14 protein-coding genes and 1 pseudogene are annotated in these 18,068 nt (G+C 58.6%); 3 read left to right on the top strand and 12 right to left on the bottom strand.

The genetic code is table 11. The features are described from left to right. Nucleotides 1–198: 198 nt before the first annotated feature. The 10 genes from yihA to pflB form a co-directional block, all read right to left on the bottom strand. On the bottom strand, nt 199–789 hold the full coding sequence (yihA, locus tag JMJ97_RS05165) for a ribosome biogenesis GTP-binding protein YihA/YsxC (RefSeq protein WP_260699380.1): 591 nt from the start codon (nt 787–789) through the stop codon (nt 199–201). 39 nt (nt 790–828) lie between these two features. Continuing rightward, the gene (gene mtnN, locus JMJ97_RS05160) at nt 829–1,569 is read right to left on the bottom strand and encodes a 5'-methylthioadenosine/S-adenosylhomocysteine nucleosidase (protein WP_117766538.1); all 741 of its coding nucleotides are present in this window, start codon (nt 1,567–1,569) and stop codon (nt 829–831) included. 126 nt (nt 1,570–1,695) lie between these two features. Beyond that, nucleotides 1,696–2,514, bottom strand: coding sequence for a pyruvate formate-lyase-activating protein (pflA, locus tag JMJ97_RS05155; RefSeq protein ID WP_117766536.1), 819 nt, complete (start codon nt 2,512–2,514; stop codon nt 1,696–1,698). Nucleotides 2,515–2,688: 174 nt separating this feature from the next. Further along, nucleotides 2,689–3,543: a DegV family protein gene (locus JMJ97_RS05150; RefSeq protein ID WP_260699379.1), complete on the bottom strand. Its 855-nt coding sequence runs from the start codon at nt 3,541–3,543 to the stop codon at nt 2,689–2,691. Between the two features lie 276 nt (nt 3,544–3,819). Then, nucleotides 3,820–5,262, bottom strand: coding sequence for a glycoside hydrolase family 32 protein (locus JMJ97_RS05145; RefSeq protein ID WP_260699378.1), 1,443 nt, complete (start codon nt 5,260–5,262; stop codon nt 3,820–3,822). 101 nt (nt 5,263–5,363) lie between these two features. Beyond that, complete coding sequence (locus tag JMJ97_RS05140) at nt 5,364–6,815, bottom strand: PTS transporter subunit EIIC (RefSeq protein WP_052044095.1); 1,452 nt, start codon at nt 6,813–6,815, stop codon at nt 5,364–5,366. A gap of 45 nt (nt 6,816–6,860) precedes the next feature. Continuing rightward, nucleotides 6,861–8,243 carry a family 43 glycosylhydrolase gene (locus tag JMJ97_RS05135; protein WP_260699377.1) on the bottom strand — a complete coding sequence of 461 codons (1,383 nt, stop codon included), beginning with the start codon at nt 8,241–8,243 and terminating at the stop codon, nt 6,861–6,863. 183 nt (nt 8,244–8,426) lie between these two features. Next, on the bottom strand, nt 8,427–9,437 hold the full coding sequence (locus JMJ97_RS05130) for a LacI family DNA-binding transcriptional regulator (RefSeq protein ID WP_260699376.1): 1,011 nt from the start codon (nt 9,435–9,437) through the stop codon (nt 8,427–8,429). A gap of 301 nt (nt 9,438–9,738) precedes the next feature. Next, on the bottom strand, nt 9,739–9,990 hold the full coding sequence (grcA3, locus tag JMJ97_RS05125; protein WP_117583521.1) for an autonomous glycyl radical cofactor GrcA3: 252 nt from the start codon (nt 9,988–9,990) through the stop codon (nt 9,739–9,741). Between the two features lie 85 nt (nt 9,991–10,075). Then, entirely contained in the window at nt 10,076–12,127 is a 2,052-nt protein-coding gene (pflB, locus tag JMJ97_RS05120; protein WP_195543963.1) for a formate C-acetyltransferase, read from the bottom strand. Between the two features lie 550 nt (nt 12,128–12,677). Here pflB and JMJ97_RS05115 point away from each other — a divergent pair. From JMJ97_RS05115 to JMJ97_RS05105, 3 genes are read left to right on the top strand one after another with little or no spacing between them, the layout of a single operon-like run. Then, nucleotides 12,678–13,127, top strand: coding sequence for a MarR family winged helix-turn-helix transcriptional regulator (locus JMJ97_RS05115; protein ID WP_260699375.1), 450 nt, complete (start codon nt 12,678–12,680; stop codon nt 13,125–13,127). After that, nucleotides 13,124–15,490 (top strand): ABC transporter ATP-binding protein, encoded by a 2,367-nt coding sequence (locus JMJ97_RS05110; RefSeq protein WP_260699374.1) that lies wholly within the window; start codon nt 13,124–13,126, stop codon nt 15,488–15,490. The genes JMJ97_RS05115 and JMJ97_RS05110 overlap by 4 nt, the downstream gene beginning before the upstream one ends. Next, nucleotides 15,490–17,346, top strand: a complete 1,857-nt coding sequence (locus tag JMJ97_RS05105; protein ID WP_117855785.1) for an ABC transporter ATP-binding protein — start codon at nt 15,490–15,492, stop codon at nt 17,344–17,346. The genes JMJ97_RS05110 and JMJ97_RS05105 overlap by 1 nt, the downstream gene beginning before the upstream one ends. 306 nt (nt 17,347–17,652) lie before the next feature. Here the strand turns inward: JMJ97_RS05105 and JMJ97_RS05100 are convergent, their stop codons facing one another. Together JMJ97_RS05100 and JMJ97_RS05095 are read right to left on the bottom strand one after the other, a co-directional pair. Next, nucleotides 17,653–17,859 (bottom strand): hypothetical protein, encoded by a 207-nt coding sequence (locus tag JMJ97_RS05100; protein ID WP_260699410.1) that lies wholly within the window; start codon nt 17,857–17,859, stop codon nt 17,653–17,655. After that, a pseudogene (locus JMJ97_RS05095) lies at nt 17,838–18,000 on the bottom strand (transposase); the annotation flags it as partial. The pseudogene JMJ97_RS05095 and the gene JMJ97_RS05100, both read right to left, overlap by 22 nt. Nucleotides 18,001–18,068 lie beyond the last annotated feature (68 nt).

Genomic DNA, 18,068 nt, shown 5'->3' with positions numbered 1-18,068 from the left:
CGCATGAAGGCCCCTTGCCCTGCTCCTACGGAGCGACGGACAAGGGGCCTTCGCGCTGCGGAATGATTTTGAGGGAACATCCCGACCGTCCCTGCGCCTACCTTGCTGAGGATGTCTACAGGGACCCACGCTTTGAAGGGGCGCCGAGCTGATAGTTGATTTTTATTGGCAGGGGCTCTTGCTGGTAAGGAGCACTTGCTAGAGGCAGGCCTCGGCGATGCGGCGCTTGAGTTCGTCGATGCCCGCGCCGGTCTGGGAGCTTGTGATGATTACGTTCTCAGCCGGGACGTTGAGCTGCTTTTTGATGGCTGCTGCCTGGCGGGCCTGTTGGGTGCGGCTGAGCTTGTCGGCTTTGGTGAGGCAGACGATAAAGTTGAACTCGTTGCCCTGCAGGTAGTCGATCATGTCATGGTCGAGTTTACTGGGGTCGTGGCGAATGTCCACCAGCGACACAACCAGGTTAAAGCTGCGCTCTGAGTCGAAGAAGTCGCCGATAAGCTCAGCCCAGCGGTCGCGCTCGGCCTTGGAACGACGGGCGAAACCGTAGCCCGGCAGGTCCACAAAATGCACGTCGTCGGCCTCAAAAAAGTTGATGTTGCTCGTCTTGCCCGGCGTGCTCGAAACCTTGACCAGGTTCTTGCGGCCAAAGAGTTTGTTCATGATGGAGGACTTGCCCACGTTGGAGCGGCCGACGAAGCTCACCTCGGGACAGGTTGACTCGGGAATCTGCGAAACCTTGCCGTAGCTGGCGACGAACTTGGCAAGCTGGTAGTTAATTGAATCGGCCATGGACACTCCTTGGTCGTAGGTTCTTACAAAACGGGCGTGCTATTGCGCGGCGGCGATACGACGAACGATGTCAAGCGTGATGCCGCTCGCGGTGCGAGCGTACTCGTCCAGATCGAACTCGCGCTCGCAAAACGCGTCATATGCCTCGTCACAATTATCGCTGATAGCGCGCAGTACCAGGCAATCGACACCATTCTTGGCCGCGATGTGCGCAATTGCCGCGCCCTCCATCTCGACGCAATCGGCATGCGTGGCCTCAATCGCAGCGTTACGCATGGCGTCACCCGTAACAAAGCGATCACCCGTGGCGATAGTGCCACACAGGAACTGCTTGGGGTCCTTCTCCGCAGAAGTCTCATCCGCCGAGGCATCCACAAATCCATGCTCGGCAAGCACGGCGGCGGCAACATCAGCCAACGCCGGTGTCGAGACAAACTCCTCGAGCCCCGGCGCGGACTCGGCGATGAGTGCCGTATCGGTATCCAGATAGCGCAGGCACTTGCCTATAACCACGTCGTTAATATGGAGTTTAGGGTTTAGGCCGCCCGCAATGCCCGAAAACACAACGGCCTGCGGGGCGTATTTGCTGATGAGATGCTGCGTTGCGGCAGCGGCGTTCACGGTCCCCATGCCTGCCGTCGTGGCGACTACTGTCAGACCCGAAAGCCCACCGTTCACAACGGTCAAGCCCGCCTCCTGCGACTCATGCGTGCCACTCAGCTCTTCCTTAATCTGCGCAACCTCTTTTTCGAGTGCGCCTATGATCGCGATGGTTGCCATGCCATCCCCCAAATCCGTGCAAATTGCTTATCCACGGTATGGTACCAGCATTTTGGCTCAACCGTGTCAGCACCAAGCCGTTAGGCCAGTACAGCTCGGGTATCATAAAGGGGCAAAAATGGCTTGTTAGCCGATGGCCGACCTGAGCTCCGCACGGCGCTTTTTCATACCGGCCATAACGGCATTGCGCAGCTCGGGCATGCGCGCGGTATCCATCTGAGGTACGCCCTCAAGCTTATAGGGAATGCCCAGTTGCTCGTACTTGACGACACCCATCGTGTGATACGGCAGCATTTCCAGGCCCACCACGTTGTGCCATGGAGCGATGAGGCGACCGAGCTTCTCGCACTCCTCCACCGTGTCGGTAATGCCCGGCACCACCACGTGGCGGATAACGACCTTGATCTTGCGACGTGCAAGTTCATCGCCGAACGCCAAGATGCGTGCGGGATCGCAACCGGTCAGCTTTTTATGCTCGACCGGGTCGGCATGCTTAATATCGAGCAGTACCATGTCGGTCTCGTTGAGCACGGCATCGAACTTCTCGGGGTGGTTGGGGTCAAATGCATAGCCACAGCTATCTAGGCAGGTATGTACACGGCCATCGGGGTTGTTATGCATAGCACGAAACAGATCGGCCAAAAACTCGGGCTGCAGGAGCGGCTCGCCGCCGGACACCGTAATGCCACCGCTGCGATAGAACTCGTGGTTACTCTGGAACTCATCCATCAGGTGTTCGACGGTCACCATGGTGCCGCCGTTGACCGACCAGGTATCGGGATTGTGGCAATACGCGCAGCGCATGGGACAGCCCTGAACAAACACCACAAAGCGGATGCCGGGTCCGTCGACCGTTCCCATCGTCTCGATCGAATGCACGCGGCCAAGGGCAAACGCAGAGTCCTCGGGACGAGCGTCCACACCCTCAAGCGTCATTTCTGCCATTCGCGCTACCTTGCCTCTCCTTGGATGCAACCAATTAAAATGCCAGAGTCATTCTAGCCCATGCGTTTGCGTTTAAACGTCTCGGACTAGAACGGCACGTTTTAATCTATCCCCCATCACCATGGCTGGGGGCTACGTCGAGATGTCAGGCTGAAGAACGCTCGCCTGCGGCCTTTACGCCTTAAGCGTGAGCACCGCACCGAAGGCGGTCGGGCCGCAATGGCTCGAGATGACGCCGCCGACCTGAGTCCAGGTAACGTCCTTAAAGCCCAGATCATGCGCATAGACCTCCATGCCATCGCGCAGCTCCTGGGAAAGGCCCACCGAATACGCCAGGCCAATGTGCGAGTAGTCAATCTCGCCCTTCGCAACCATGTGGTCAATAAAGGCGCGGGCGCACTTGAGCATAGAGCCGCGGAACTTCTTGGTCGCCACGAACTTGCCGCCCGTCACCTCAATGCAGGGCTTAATCTTGAGCAGATGGGCGCCAAGGAATGCGACGTTGGACAAGCGACCGCCCGCCTTAAGAAAGGCAAGATCGGTAGGAACAAAGCCCAGCAGCACGCGGTCCATGACGGAATTCGTAAATGCAAAGATCTCGTCGACGGTGGCATCGGGGTGAGCCTCGATGTATTTGGCGGTCTCGACGACAACGAGCGACTGGCCTACCGAGACAAAGCGCGTGTCCATAGAGAACACGTAGTCGCGACCCTTGGCGGCGATCTTCGATGATTGATGCGAGCAGGTCGTGGCCTCGGAATACGCGAGATGCAGAATAGTCGCATCGGGCTGCTCAGCGTGAATGCGGTCGTACACGTGAGCAAAATCCGCAGGCGCGCAGCCGCTGGTCTTGGGCATCACGCCAAACTCGTTGCAGCGCGAATAAATCTCGAGCGGATCGATCGAGCCGTCCTCGACGGTCTCGTCACCAATCGTGACATGCATGGGCACGCGCACGATGCCGTAGCGCTCGCAGAGCTCCGGCGTCACATCCGACCCAGACTCAACCACGATTACGTACTTGCCCATTATTATCACGACCCATCTCGACATTGGTTTTTCAATACATGGCACGCGCCGCCGCACTGTTGCACAACGGCGTCCAAGCGCCAAAGAGACGCCGCCCCTTGCACACAACAAAGGACAGCGTCTCCCTGGAAAACTCCGTGCTTATCTAGGATTCCACACGGTTTATTAAGGAGGGTTACTTATTCCGCAAACGGTCGCTATATGCGGTAAGCGGTAGTTGGCCGCGACAACTGCGACACATTCCGTCCAGCAAATCCAATCGTGCTCCACGCACGGTTAATGCACGAGGCGGTAGAAATTCATCGACGCCGCACCCTCGGCGTGCAGCTCCATCGCCGGAACCGCCGGCGAATAGGTACGGCTCGTAAGTGCCGCCTCGCCGCCATTTGCAAAAATCTCGACCATCGTAGTGTCCGAAAGCACGCGCAGGTCGCGAAGCTCGCTGAGCTCGATCGACCTCTGGTCGCGCCCATAGCCTTCGTCACCCATGTCGAGGGTAAGCATCCCGTCTGCATAGCGCACAAAGACACCCTTGCGGATTTCGAGCTCGATCACCTGGGCGCCCTCACAGGAAACCACAAGATCAAACAGGCGGCCCGGCTCCTCAACGGTTTCACCGCCTGTCGCGCAAACGCAGTCGCCGCGCATCCTCTCAATCTCGTGCACCGGCTGCTGACAGAGCTTACCATCGCGCATGCTCAGTTTTCTCGGCACCGTCAACGCGCACTGCCACCCGCGTGCCACCGTCGGGCTTTTTGCCGTCGCATCGGGGCAACCCGACCACCCGATCATCAAACGCCGACCCGCAGCATCCTCAAAAGACTGCGGTGCGTAGAAATCAAAGCCGGCATCGACCATCGGGGGCATGCCCTGCCCGGCGATCTTAAAGCTCGGCGCCTCCCAATCGGCCTCGACGGGGAACCACACGCACTGATGCGGATTGCGGTAACGCCAACCATCGGCAGGCACACCCTGCGGACAGCAAACGAGAATAAGCTCGCCATCGAGCTCAAACAGATCGGGGCACTCCCACATAAAGCCAAACTTCTCGCCCAACTCAATGCGCGTCGCATAGCTCCAGTCCTCAAGATTGCGCGAGGTATAGACAAGCACGCAGCCACGGTCGTCTTTCGTACGAGCGCCCAGAACCATGTAGTAGATACCATCGTGCTCAAGGATCTTGGGGTCGCGCACGTGCGTACCGATATCGTCGGGGTAATTGACCGGTCCAACAGCTATGCACTTCTCGCCCAATTCGTCGGGATTCTCGGCAACCATATGAATCTGGTTTTGCTCACGGCCCGTCAACACGTAGTCGTAATCATCGCGGTCAAAATGCTTGACGTTGCCGGTATAGAAGTAGTGAATCTTGCCATCGCGTACAAAGGCAGAACCAGAATACGCTCCGTTCGAATCCAAATCGGAATCGGGGAACAGTGCGGGGCCGTGATTCTCGTACGTCACAAAATCCTTTGTCGTCAGATGGTTCCAAAGCACTGGACCGCCATGCGCAGCATCGAACGGATCGTATTGATGATAGATGTGATACGTATCACCAATCTGAACCAAACCGTTGGGGTCGTTGAGCCAGCCAAGCTCAGGCTCCACATGGAACAGGAGCCTATCGGGGTCGGACGCGATGCGACCCGCCGTCTCATCCTGTCCGGCACGCCACTGCTCATAGTCCGCGCGTGTCACCTTATTTTTTTGATTAAACATCGCCGTTGACTTTCTCGTCTATGGGGAAGGACGCTCGACTCACACGAGTCGAACGCCCTTCCTCAAATGGACTTATCCTCAGATTACACTGAACGGCTCAACTAGAAGCTAACGTCGAAGCCAGCGCCAGCGCCCTCTTCATCGGTGGTCGGCACGCCCTTTGCCTTGTTGTAGGCAAAGATCAAGACGATCGGCACGATAAAGGCGATGAGATTGCCAGCCACATACCACACGAGGGTCTCGGGCGTGACGATGAGCAGGCCAAGCACGCCGGTCAGACCCTGACCGATAGCGCGCACCTCAAAGAGCTTGACGAAGGCACCGCCGCAGCCTGCACCGATGCATGCGCAGATGAACGGAATGATCGAATAGCGCATGTTTGCAGCAAAGATAGCGGGCTCGGAGATTCCGACCAGCGTCGGGATAAAGGACGACATGCAGATGTTGCGCTCTTTGGAGTGCTTCTTGTGAATGAGGTACATACCGATGGCGCCGCCGCCCTGGGCGATGATGGAAACCGACCAGATGGCCTGGATGTAGTTGAAGCCAGTCGTGGCAACAAGGTTTGCCTCGATACCCTGGATGAACTGATGCGTACCGGTAACGACGAGCGGCTGCAGGAACGCGGCGAAGACAAAGGCACCAAAGACGCCCATCCTGTTGTACAGGATATCGATTACGCCGGCGAGGACGTCACCGATCAGGTTACCGAGCGGGCCGAACACGGTGAACAGGGCGACGTTAGCAAGAATCAGGGTAACGGTCGGGACAAAGACGAACGAAACGACCTCGGGGATGTACTTCTGGGCAATCTTTTCGACCTTGGCCATAAACCAGGCGGTCAGAATTGCAGGGAACACGCCGCCCTGGAAAGCAACCATGGGAATGGAGAGCGGACCAAAGTTCCAGTACTCAGCACCCGTCGGGTCCATAACGAACGTGTTGCGGTTCATAAGGCTCGGGTGAACCATGACGATACCGACGAGGATGCCCAGGATCGGGTTACCGCCAAAACGCTTGACTGCGCTGTACATAACCAGGACAGGCAGGTAGTCGAACGTGGTGGCGATAATGGCAAAGAAGCTTGCGAGGTTCTTGAGGAACTCGCTGTGATCGGCGAGGCTGCCCTCCATGCCAAAGAGGCCGTTGGCAACGATCAACGACTTAAGGCCGATGATGATTGCAGCGCCGACGAAGGCGGGAATGATGGGGATAAAGATGTCCGAGAATACCTTGAGGACCGAGAAGAACTTGCCCTTCTTGTCCGCCTCGGCGCCCTTGACCTCGGAAGCACTGATCTCCTTAACGCCCGTCAGAGCCATAAACTCATCGTAAACCTTGTTGACGGTACCGGTACCGAAGATGATCATGAGCTGGCCGCTGTTGTACAGCACGCCCTTGACGCCATCGATGTTCTCGAGCTCGGCCTTGTTGTATTTGCTCGTATCCTTGAGCACCAGACGCAGACGGGTCACGCAATGCGTGGCGCCCTCGATGTTCTCCAGTCCGCCGACGTTGTCGACGACTTGCTGGGACACTGCCTTGTAGTCCATGTTCCTCTCCATTCCTTTTCTAAATCATAAAACGGTTCGTTGCCGCTACAGAGACGCGATCGTTGCGTTTGCGCACTTGAGCGCACCGTCGGTGACGGTAAGCGCCACACCCTGGCCCTGCTTGTTGCAGAAGCGAGCGTTGAGCGCAACATCATCGACAAAGATGGTCGCGATGTCGTCGTCGACGACCAGACGCACATGGTGAGTGCCCTCGCCCTTAAAGAACAACGGACGCTCGAGGCCCATGTTGTTGACCTGGAACCACGGGTACTGGGGAGCCGGCGTGAACTCGAGCTTGCCCTCGCGCAGGTTGGCGCGGAACTCATAGGCAAGACCGGTCTCGGCGTCCTCAGCGAACTTGACCGAGAAGCCGGCAGCGTTACCGCCGAGCTCAATGTCGGCATCGAGCAAGTAGGTGGAGCCGGCATCCGCGGCGAGCACCTGCTCGACCTTGCCCGACTCGCAGGAAAGCTCAAAGGTCTCGACAGCCTTGCCCTCGCCAAAGGCGCCAAGCATGCTGTCGGGGAGCTTGGTGCCGAGCGTTCCGTCGGCACGCTGAACGATCTCGAGGGGCATAAAGGTGCCACCCCATAGGTAAGAGCTGGGGTCGCCGCCCTCGTCACGCGTAGGAACCCAACCAAAGAGAACGCGACGCTCGCCATCGAATGCGGTGCGAGCGGCGTAGTACGCGCGGCCGTCGAAGGAGTCGTCAGCGGGGGTAATCCAAGGACCGTTGATGGACTTGGACATGCGGTAACGGGTCTTGTTGCCGTCGCTGTACTCGGAAAAGACGAGGTACCACCAGTCGCCCATCTTAAAGAGATCAGGCATCTCAAACATGGTGTACAGGCCCGGGTTCCACCAGTCGCCCTGGAACTCCCAGTTGGTCAGATCCTTGGAGGTGAACTTGACCAGGCGGCCGGTCATCAGACGCTTGTCCTCGCCCACACGCGTGCCGAGGATGAGCATGTACTCCTCGTTCTCCTCATCCCAAAGCACAAAGGGATCGCGCCAGTTGCGGTCATCGTAACCCTCCTGGGGCGGAAGCAGCGTCTCGGCGATGTTCTTCTCCCACTTGACGGCGTCGTCGCTCGTTGCGTGAAGAAGAACCTGCTTCATCAAACGTGCGCGGACCTTATCGCGATTGCAACCAGTGTAGAGCGCATGGTACTTGTCGCCCACCTTAAACACCGTGCCGGCATAAATGTACTGGTCGACTTCCTCGTCGCCGCCGCGCTCAAGGCTCTCGCCAAAGTCCTTGTAGTTGACGAAATCCTTGGTCGTAGCGAGTGCCCAGCCAAACGGCTCTCCGAAAGGTTCGGGGTTACGCGTGTCACGCTGATGATAGAGATAGAACGTGCCGTCCTCGCCGTACGGCATGATGTCGCCTACCCAAATTCCCTCAGGCTGGTAATACACCTTGTGCATCCGAGACTTCCTTTCCACGACATACTAACTCGGTACAATGGCAAGATATGTCAATCGTTTTCATATGTCAAACGTTTTCACACCAATACGTCTTTTCGCAGTTCCAGTCGTCGGCAAACGGTTGATATATGCCGGTGAACGGTCATCAGAGGCGTTTGAGGAATTCTTTTGGCACGGGATGAACTACGCGGTTTTGCCCTCAATAAGTTCAACGGGAAGCTTGATATTCGATTCGGAATTATCGCCGTTAATAAGAGCGATGATGGATTGCGCCGCGAGCTCTCCGATGCGATCGATATCTTGACGTACGGTTGTTAAGTCAGGCATAAACGTCATAGTTCGGCGGGCACCATCCGCGCCCACGACCTTAATATCGTCTGGAGCGCTCAAGCCGCGCTGCTTCATCACGTTGAGACAGATGGCCGCCATCGTATCGTCTCCCGCAAAGATGCCGTCAATATCGGGGTTCTCATCGAGGATCTTCGCAACGACCGCGCCCTTTTCGTCGTCGGGCTTAACGAACTCAACCTCACGGACAAGCGCGGACAAACCGGCCTGCTCAACAACATCGAGGTAGGCATCGGTACGCTTATTGGCAGGCATGCGCATGCGGCTATTGCTGCGCAGGCACAGGATACGCCTGCAGCCGTCATCAATCAGACGGCGCGTGGCGAGCTCGCCAATGCCATAGCTGTCACTTGCAATCTGGACAGAGCCCTCGCCAAGATCGCAGTCGATGCCAACCAGGCTCAAGCCCATCTCGGCATATGCCTCGGCACCGATATTGAGGGAGTTGACGATGACGCCGTCGACCATATTGCGGCGGAGCATGTCAATATAGGAACGCTCAAGATCGGGTCGATTGGCGCTGTTGCACAGCAACATCTTAAAGCCGTTTTCCGCTAACGTGCGCTCGACCGCCTGCACAACCTGAGCATGGAACGGGCTGCTCACAAAGGGAACGATCATACCGATAAGATTCAGGCGACCGTTGAGCATGGCACGGGCGATATCGTTGGGCGTATAGTTGATGCGCTCCATCGCGGCATGGACCTTATCGCGGGTCTCTTGGCTAATATAGCCGCGATTATTAAGCACGCGAGATACCGTAGTAGGCGAAACCCCCGCCACCGCTGCAACTTCCTTGATGCCAGGCTTAGCAGAATCCTTAGAACGAGCGCCCTCGCGAGCCATAGCACCCTCCCCCATCAACATGTCAAACGTTTACATACGGACAAAGCATACCCCAACAAGAGCGGGAAGACGGTAACAGCACAAGCAAGTAAACGACTCATCCAAATAATTAGGAGAGTTCCGCCTAAAGGGTGACTACACAGGACCCCCGCCGGGCCGCTTTGGGTTACTTTCCAAAACATTTCCGCAGGACGCAAAGGGCTCCGCCGCGCGAAGCGCGCAGCGGAGCCCTTTGCATGTCCGAGGACGTTTTGGAAAGTAACCCAAAGCGGCCCGGCGATCCTGCGGGAGTTAAACCCCTTTAGAACTTGTCGTGGAAGGTACGCGAAATGACCTCGTCCTGCTGCTCCTTGGTGAGCGTATGGAAGTTCACGGCATAGCCGGAAACGCGGATGGTCAGCTGCGGGTACTTCTCGGGGTGAGCCTGAGCATCGAGCAACGTCTCACGGTTGAAGACGTTGATGTTCAGGTGATGGCCACCCTTCTCGGCGTAAGCGTCGAGCATGTGGACCAGGTTATCGGCCTGAGTCTCGGAAACTTCAGAAACCTTCATAATGTGTCTCCTTCGATCGATAGGCGCCGGCCGAAACCGGCGCACTAATCAGTAATCGTTATTGTTAGTATAGCACTAACAATAGTTACTCGCCCAGCTGATCAAGGTCGATATCGCCAAAGAACACCTGATCCTCCTTGCCGAGCGCACTCGGGATGATGGAGAAGGTGTTGGAGATACCGTCCTGAGCATCGCGGAACGGGAGCTTGGAAACCGAAGACAGCGAAGCGATGGCGCCGTGGCTATCGCGCTTGTGCATGGGGTTAGCACCCGGGGCGAACGGCTGGCCAGCCTTGCGGCCGTCGGGCGTGGAGCCGGTCTTCTTACCGTACACGACGTTGGAGGTAATGGTCAGAACCGAGGTCGTGGGCACGGAGTTGCGGTAGGTGTCGTTCATGCGGATGTACTCCATGAACTGGTGCACAACGTCGTGAGCAATCTGGTCGACGCGGTCGTCGTCGTTACCGTACTTGGGGAACTCGCCCTCGGTCTCGAAGTCGACGATGATGCCGTTCTCGTCACGGACGGGGTGGACCTTGGCGTACTTGATGGCGGACAGGGAGTCAGCCACGACGGAAAGGCCAGCGATGCCCGTAGCGAACCAGCGGTGCACGTGCTTGTCGTGCAGAGCCATCTGGATGCGCTCGTAGCAGTACTTGTCGTGCATGTAGTGAATGATGTTCAGCGAGTTGACGTACACGCCAGCGAGCCACTTCATCATGTCGTTGTACTTGGCCACAACGTCGTCGTAATCGAGCGTATCGCCCTCGACGGCGCGATACTTGGGGCCGACCTGCTTCTTGGAGACCTCGTCAACACCGCCGTTGAGTGCATACAGCAGGCACTTGGCCAGGTTGGCGCGGGCGCCGAAGAACTGCATCTCCTTGCCGATGCGCATGGAGGACACGCAGCAGGCGATGCCGTAGTCGTCGCCGTGGTAAACGCGCATGAGGTCGTCGTTCTCGTACTGGATCGAGGAGCTGGCGACAGAAGTCTTGGCGCAGAACTTCTTGAAGTTCTCGGGCAGACGGGTCGACCACAGAACGGTCATGTTGGGCTCGGGGCTGGTGCCCATGTTCTCGAGCGTGTGCAGGTAGCGGTAGCTCATCTTGGTAACGAGCGTACGGCCGTCGACACCCATGCCGCCGATGGACTCGGTGACCCACTGCGGGTCGCCGGTGAACAGGGCCTGGTACTCGGGGGTACGGGCAAACTTGACCATGCGGAGCTTCATGATGAAGTGATCCACGAACTCCTGGATCTGCTCCTCGGTGAAGGTACCGTTGGCAAGGTCGCGCTCAGCATAGATGTCGATGAACGTAGAGGTACGGCCGATGGACATAGCGGCGCCGTTCTGCTCCTTGACGGCAGCAAGGTAGGCGAAGTACATCCACTGGATGGCCTCCTGCGTGTTGGTAGCAGGGTTGGAAATATCGAAACCATAGGTCTCGGCCATCATCTTGAGCTCGCCGAGGGCGCGGATCTGCTCCTGCAGCTCCTCGCGATCGCGGATGTTGTCGGCGGTCATGACCGTCGGAGTGGAAGCCTTCTGGGCCTCCTTGTCCTTGATCAGGTAGTCGACGCCGTACAGGGCAACACGACGGTAGTCGCCGATGATGCGGCCGCGGCCATAGCCATCGGGCAGACCGGTGATGATGTGAGCCGAGCGGCAAGCACGCATCTCGGGGGTGTAGACATCGAAGACGCCAGCGTTGTGGGTCTTGCGCTCGAAGGTGTAGCGCTCGACAACGTTCTCGTCGACCTTGTAGCCGTGCTGGCTGGCAGCCTGGCAAGCGATGCGGATACCACCGTTGACGTGCAGCGCGCGCTTGAGCGGCTTGTCGGTCTGGAGGCCAACAATGGTCTCCTTGTCGCGATGGGCATTATCGATGTAGCCAGCGGGGTGGCTCACGATACCCGTGACGGTCTTGGTGTCCATATCGAGGACACCACCCTGCTCGCGCTCCTTAAGCAGCAGGTCGAGAACCTCGCCCCACAGCTCCTTGGTACGCTCGGTCGGACCTACGAGGAACGACTCATCGCCCTCGTAGGGGGTGTAGTTCTTCTGGATGAAGTCTCGGACGTCAACCTCTCCCGTCCAGATACCTTCCTTGAAGCCTTCCCATGCCTCCTGCATTGTGTAACCACGCTCCTAGTTACGTGTAATGCGGCGCTCTCTCACACCGCTGCTTATTGAATTCTTGAATGTTCGGCTTGCACTACCGGCTTCTTCCGTTCTTCACCACACGTCGGTGCAGGGAAAAACGTTTGTCCACCTTGGAACTACAACCCAAAACCCAAGATTTCACCCGTTTGAGAAGGATAACATAGCGACCCTCTCCATCTGGGCTGTTATATGTTTCTTTTTTTATATCATAAGGGCGTTTTTTACAAACCCGCAGGAAATGCGAGCGCGAACAACTACCGTTCACCGATTTGTATGTTATTTTTCCTTGCCTTTGTACGACGTTCGCTCTAGCTGTTATGCCAGCTTTATCAGGGTAAAGTGCCTCTGAGTAGGCTTTGGAACATGCCTAACGATCTACCCCTAACTTTGCTGGTGCCGACGGTGCACGGAGGTCGCCTAAAGGTAGTTTTCTAGACATGTCCTAAAATCTACCGCATAGGGTACGCGTGCAAGGGTATCATCTTTCACCGAAAATAGTTTCTAGTGTTAGGGGTTTTCGGTGGAAGATACCGATTTCCGTGAACTTGGGCGTCAGCTCCTTACCGAGTTCGGCAGCATGCATCAGCGCATTTCGCGTTTTGCGGACAAAGCCCTCGGCGGCGAGATGGCCGTCATGCGCGCCCTCATACTCGCCGGCGGTTCGCTCACGCCGAGCGAACTCGCTGATCGCGCCTGGGTCTCGAGCGCCCGCATCGCCAATATTCTGCGCGCCCTCGAGGCCAAGGGCTGGGTCGAGCGCGAGCACTCAAAGACTGACCGTCGTCGCGTACACGTCATAGTGACCGACAAGGGATTCCAGGATCTCGAAATCAAACGTCGGGAATTCGAGGCCCGCACCGCGGCTTTCCTCGAGCAGCTCGGCGAAACAGATACCCAAGAGATGGTGCGCCTTCTTAGGCGTGCCAACGAAATTATCGACCGCAATCAAGAAAGGAGAGATGCCGAGTGAGGATTCTCAAGCTCTTTAAAAAGCATATCCTGGCACTGTTCGCAGCTATCGTGCTTATCGTAATCAGCTGCAACGCCGATCTGGCGCTGCCTACCTATATGAGCGACATCGTCGACGTGGGTGTGCAGCAAGGCGGCATCGCCTCGCCCGTACCCGACACCATCCGCGCCGAATCGCTCGACGACCTTGAACTCTTTATGAGCACCAAGGACGCCAAGACGGTAGAGGCTGCGTTTGGCAAGGCAGACAAAAACGACATTCGAACGTACAAGGGTACCGAGGAAGAGCGTGCCGATGGAGACAAGATTGCCGACATTATGAGCCTGCCCGAGACTGTCGTCCTTTCGCTCGACCAGGGCATTGACGCCGACTCCATGGGCGACATGATGGGCTCGTCCAGCGAGAAAGACAACAACGCTGCCCAGGCCATGCCCACCCCCGAGCAAATGGCAGCGATGACGCCCGAGCAGCTCGCCGAGATGCAGCAGAAGGCCGCAGCGGCGCAGAACATGCAAAAGCAGATCGATGCCGACGGCGGTAAGATCACCATGAAGAGCCTGCGCCTGGGTGTCGAGGGCGGTCTGGTAGACCAAAGCAAGCTCGTCGAGGGCGCCAACGATATGGCAGACAAAATGGGCTCCATGTCGGGCTCCATCGTCACCCAGCGCGCCGTGAGCTATGTACAGGACGAGTACAAGGCACAGGGGATCGACCCCGCCGACGTGCAAAACGCCTACCTGAGCCGCATGGCGACCACGATGTTTGGCCTGTGTCTGATCTCGCTGGTCGCCACCATCCTGACCGGCGCCGTGGCCTCGCGCACCGCCTGCTCCATCGCCCGCGACCTGCGCCGCGAGACCTTCAACATGGTTATGCACTTCTCGCCGGCCGAGGTGGGCAAGTTTAGCCAGGCCTCGCTCATCACCCGCTGCACCAACGACATTCAGCAGATCCAGATGGCTGCAACTCTGTTTATCCGCATGTGTCTGATGGCCCCCGTCATGGGCATCGTCGCCGTCATGCGCGTCCTGGCCAACCATACCGGCCTGGAGTGGACCATCGCCGTTGCCATCATCGCGGTCTCGGCCGTCGTCGGCGTGCTTATGGGCCTCACCATGCCCAAGTTCAAAAAGATGCAAAGCTTTGTTGACCGCGTGAACCTTACCGCCCGCGAGCTGCTCGACGGCCTTATGCCCATCCGCTCGTTCAACCGCGAGGAACATGAGCTCGAACGTTTTGACAAGGCGTCGCTCGACCTGATGACCACGCAGCTCTACACCAACCGAGCCATGAGCTTTATGATGCCGCTCATGATGCTCGTCATGAACTGCATCACCGTGCTTATCGTCTGGTTTGGCGCGCAGGGCGTGTCCGACGGCGTGATGCAGGTCGGCAACATGATGGCGTTTATCTCCTACACCATGCAGATCGTCATGGCGTTTATGATCCTCACCATGGTTTCGGTCATCCTGCCCCGTGCCGAGGTCGCAGCCGAGCGCGTAGATGAGGTCATCACCTGCCCCACGAGCATCAACGACCCTGCCTCGCCCAAACTGCCCGCGGCCAGCTCGCCGCGCGGTGAGCTCACCTTCCGCGACGTGAGCTTCCAGTACCCCGATGCCCGCGCCGACGTCATTAGCGGTGTGAACTTCACCACGCATGCCGGTCAGATGCTCGGCATCATTGGCTCCACGGGCTCGGGCAAGTCCACGCTCGTGCAGTTGATTCCGCGCCTGTACGACGTCACGGGCGGCAGCATTTCGCTTGACGGCGTCGACGTGCGTGACATGACCCTCTCTGAGCTGCGCCGCCGTATCGGTTATATTCCGCAGCAAGGTCGCCTGTTCTCGGGCACCGTCGAGAGCAACCTCAAGTTTGCCGGCGACATGGTAAGCGATGACGATATGCACAAGGCGGCATGCATCGCCCAGGCCGAGGACTTTATCGCCGAGCGCGAGGGCGGCTACGACTCCCCCATCAGCCAGGGCGGCTCCAATGTCTCGGGCGGTCAGCGCCAGCGCCTGGCCATCGCCCGCGCCCTGGCCAAGAAGCCCGAAGTCGTGGTGTTCGACGACTCGTTTAGCGCCCTCGACTACAAGACCGACGCGCGCCTGCGCGAGGAGCTGGCCAAAAACGTTACCGACGCCGCACTCGTGGTCGTGGCCCAGCGCATCGCGACCATCATGCACGCCGACCAGATCATCGTGCTCGATGACGGCCACGTAGTGGGCACCGGCACGCACGAGGAGCTGCTACGCAGCTGCCCGGCGTACCTGGAGATCGCACAGTCGCAGCTTTCCGCCGAGGAGCTGGGGCTTACCCAAAAAGAAATTGCAGCCGTCATGGAAGGAGGCGAGCGCTAATGGCAGACGAGACCAAGACTCAGATTCCCAAGCCCACCCGCCAGCGTGGTCCCATGGGCCGCATGGGCGGCATGCGTCGTGGCGAAAAGGCCAAGGACTTTAAGGGCACCATGAGGCAGCTGCTCGGCTATATCGGCCAGCACAAGATTGCCGTGTTTGCCGCCGTCGCCTTTGCCGTGTGCTCGGTCATCTTTAACATTGTGGGGCCCAAGGTGCTCGGTCAGGTTACCACCAAACTGTTCGAGGGCTTAGTTGCCAAGGTCAACGGCACCGGCGATGTCGACTTTGCCTGGATTGCCAAGACGCTCGGCTTTTTGCTCTGCCTGTATCTGGCGAGCTCTGTCTGCAGCCTCATCCAGGGCTGGCTCATGACCGGCGTCACGCAAAAGATCTGCTATCGCATGCGCAAGGAGATCGCCGCCAAGATCGCCGTCGTTCCGATGAGCTACTTTAACGGACACAGCAAGGGCGACGTGCTCAGTCGCATCACCAACGACGTCGATACGCTCGGCCAGTCGCTCAACCAGAGCGTGACGCAGCTCATCACGTCGGTGACGCAGATTATCGGCGTGCTCGTCATGATGCTGTCGATCAGCCTGCCGCTCACCGGCGTCACCGTGCTCACGCTGCCGGCCGCCGCGATTATCCTGACCGTGATGATTCACTTCTCGCAACCGTACTTCCGCGAGCAACAGCAAGTCCTGGGCGCCGTCAACGGCATTATCGAGGAGGACTTTGCCGGCCAGAACGTCATCCAGGTGTTCGACCGCGCCGAGGCCTCAATCGAGGAGTTCGACCGTCAAAACGACCGCCTCTTTATTAGTGGCTGGCGCTCGCAGTTCCTGTCGGGCCTGATGATGCCGCTTATGAGCTTGGTGGGCAACATGGGCTACGTGGGCGTCGTCGTGGTAGGCGCGCAGCTCGCGCTGACCGGCAATGCCACGCCCGGCGACATCCAGAGCTTTATCCAGTACGTTCGAAACTTTACGCAACCCGTGCAGCAGCTGGGCAACGTGAGCAACACGATGCAGTCGATGGCCGCCGCCACCGAGCGCGTGTTTGAGTTCCTGGCCGCGCCCGAGGAGGAGCAGAAGGCCGACGCGCAGATTCCCGAGAAGCGCCCCGGCCACGTGGAGTTTGACCACGTCAAGTTTGGCTACACGCCCGACAAGACCATCATCCACGACTTTAGCTGCGAGGCGCAGCCCGGCCAGACCATCGCCATCGTCGGCCCCACCGGCGCCGGCAAGACCACGCTCATTAAGCTGCTGCAGCGCTTCTACGACGTGGACGGCGGTTCGCTGCGCGTCGAGGGCGTCGACGTGCGCGACTGGGACCGCGCGGCGCTGCGCGGCGAGTTTGCCATGGTGCTGCAGGACACCTGGCTGTTTAACGGCACCATCCGCGAGAACATCCGCTACGGACGCCCCGATGCGACCGACGCCGAGGTCGAGGCCGCCGCACGCGCCGCACGCTGCGACCACTTTATCCATACGCTCGCCGGCGGTTACGACTTTATGATCAACGAGGAGGGCACTAACCTCTCACAGGGCCAGCGCCAGCTCGTGACCATCGCCCGCGCCATTTTGGCCGACCGCCCGGCACTGATTCTGGACGAGGCGACTTCCAACGTCGATACCCGCACCGAGGAGCTTATTCAGCGCGCCATGGATGCGCTGATGCAGGGCCGCACCAGCTTTGTCATCGCGCACCGCCTGTCCACGATCCGCAACGCCGACGTGATCTTGGTGATTCGCGACGGCGATATCGTCGAGAAGGGCACGCACGACGAGTTGCTCGCCCAGGGCGGCTTCTACGCCGATCTGTACAATTCGCAGTTCGACGAAGCGGCGTAAAAACCGGCGGCAAACAACCGCAATGCCAAGAAAACGGGGGCGCAGGACAACCTGCACCCCCGTTTTGTGTCCTTCGAGCCTCGAAACGCCTTCCCTGAGACCTCACTGACGGCGCTTTCCAGACCCCGTGGGCAAAAAAGGGCAAATATGAGTACTGTTACCTTTTTAGTAACAGCCAAAACCGCCTCAAATGCCGCTCCCACGGCTTACACGCGTCCCTAAATTGATCAAACAGCACCATAGCGGGGTGGCGCGCGCAGACGTGGTGTAAGAGCGTCCTGAGGTCCGTCGCTGCAAGTCCCGATATTACTCCTTCTTGAGACCGCGCCTCTCGACTATCTCGTCCACTATCTCCCTGGCGCACCGCCCGAGCGCGCGGCGCCTCCCCTCTGTCGGGGCCGGCCTGTCCGCGGGCTCGGCGAAGCCCTCGGCGGCCGAGGCCTCGGAGAACACGCGCTGCTGGGACCACTGTCCCTCGGTCTCCATGAGGCTCGCGCACGTCAGGCGCAGCATCGACTCCCTCGAGGGGAAGGACTGCACGACCCTGTAGCGGCGCTTGATCTCGCGGTTGGCGCGCTCCTGGACGTTGTTGGTGCGGAGCTTGGCCCAGTGCGCCCTGGGGAAGGCCGTGAACGCCAGCGCGGAGTCCTCGGCCTGCTCGAAGACCTGTTAGCGTCAATATAATTTTCACCATTTCCACCAACGCATTTTCGCCAATCGCG

Origin of the sequence: Collinsella aerofaciens (genome assembly GCF_025289055.1) — a bacterium.
Lineage (GTDB): Bacteria > Actinomycetota > Coriobacteriia > Coriobacteriales > Coriobacteriaceae > Collinsella.
Note: the sequence above shows the minus strand (reverse complement) of the source record. Positions and strands in the feature narration are given on the sequence as shown.

Bases quoted from the DNA above. Each gene is read 5' to 3' on its own strand.
- JMJ97_RS05105 (WP_117855785.1), top strand. From the start codon at position 15,490: ATGGCAGACGAGACCAAGACTCAGATTCCCAAGCCCACCCGCCAGCGT.
- pflA (WP_117766536.1), bottom strand. From the start codon at position 2,514: ATGGCAGAAATGACGCTTGAGGGTGTGGACGCTCGTCCCGAGGACTCT.
- JMJ97_RS05130 (WP_260699376.1), bottom strand. From the start codon at position 9,437: ATGGCTCGCGAGGGCGCTCGTTCTAAGGATTCTGCTAAGCCTGGCATC.
- JMJ97_RS05135 (WP_260699377.1), bottom strand. From the start codon at position 8,243: ATGCACAAGGTGTATTACCAGCCTGAGGGAATTTGGGTAGGCGACATC.
- yihA (WP_260699380.1), bottom strand. From the start codon at position 789: ATGGCCGATTCAATTAACTACCAGCTTGCCAAGTTCGTCGCCAGCTAC.
- JMJ97_RS05145 (WP_260699378.1), bottom strand. From the start codon at position 5,262: ATGTTTAATCAAAAAAATAAGGTGACACGCGCGGACTATGAGCAGTGG.
- JMJ97_RS05100 (WP_260699410.1), bottom strand. From the start codon at position 17,859: ATGCTGCGCCTGACGTGCGCGAGCCTCATGGAGACCGAGGGACAGTGG.
- grcA3 (WP_117583521.1), bottom strand. From the start codon at position 9,990: ATGAAGGTTTCTGAAGTTTCCGAGACTCAGGCCGATAACCTGGTCCAC.
- pflB (WP_195543963.1), bottom strand. From the start codon at position 12,127: ATGCAGGAGGCATGGGAAGGCTTCAAGGAAGGTATCTGGACGGGAGAG.
- mtnN (WP_117766538.1), bottom strand. From the start codon at position 1,569: ATGGCAACCATCGCGATCATAGGCGCACTCGAAAAAGAGGTTGCGCAG.
- JMJ97_RS05150 (WP_260699379.1), bottom strand. From the start codon at position 3,543: ATGGGCAAGTACGTAATCGTGGTTGAGTCTGGGTCGGATGTGACGCCG.
- JMJ97_RS05140 (WP_052044095.1), bottom strand. From the start codon at position 6,815: ATGGACTACAAGGCAGTGTCCCAGCAAGTCGTCGACAACGTCGGCGGA.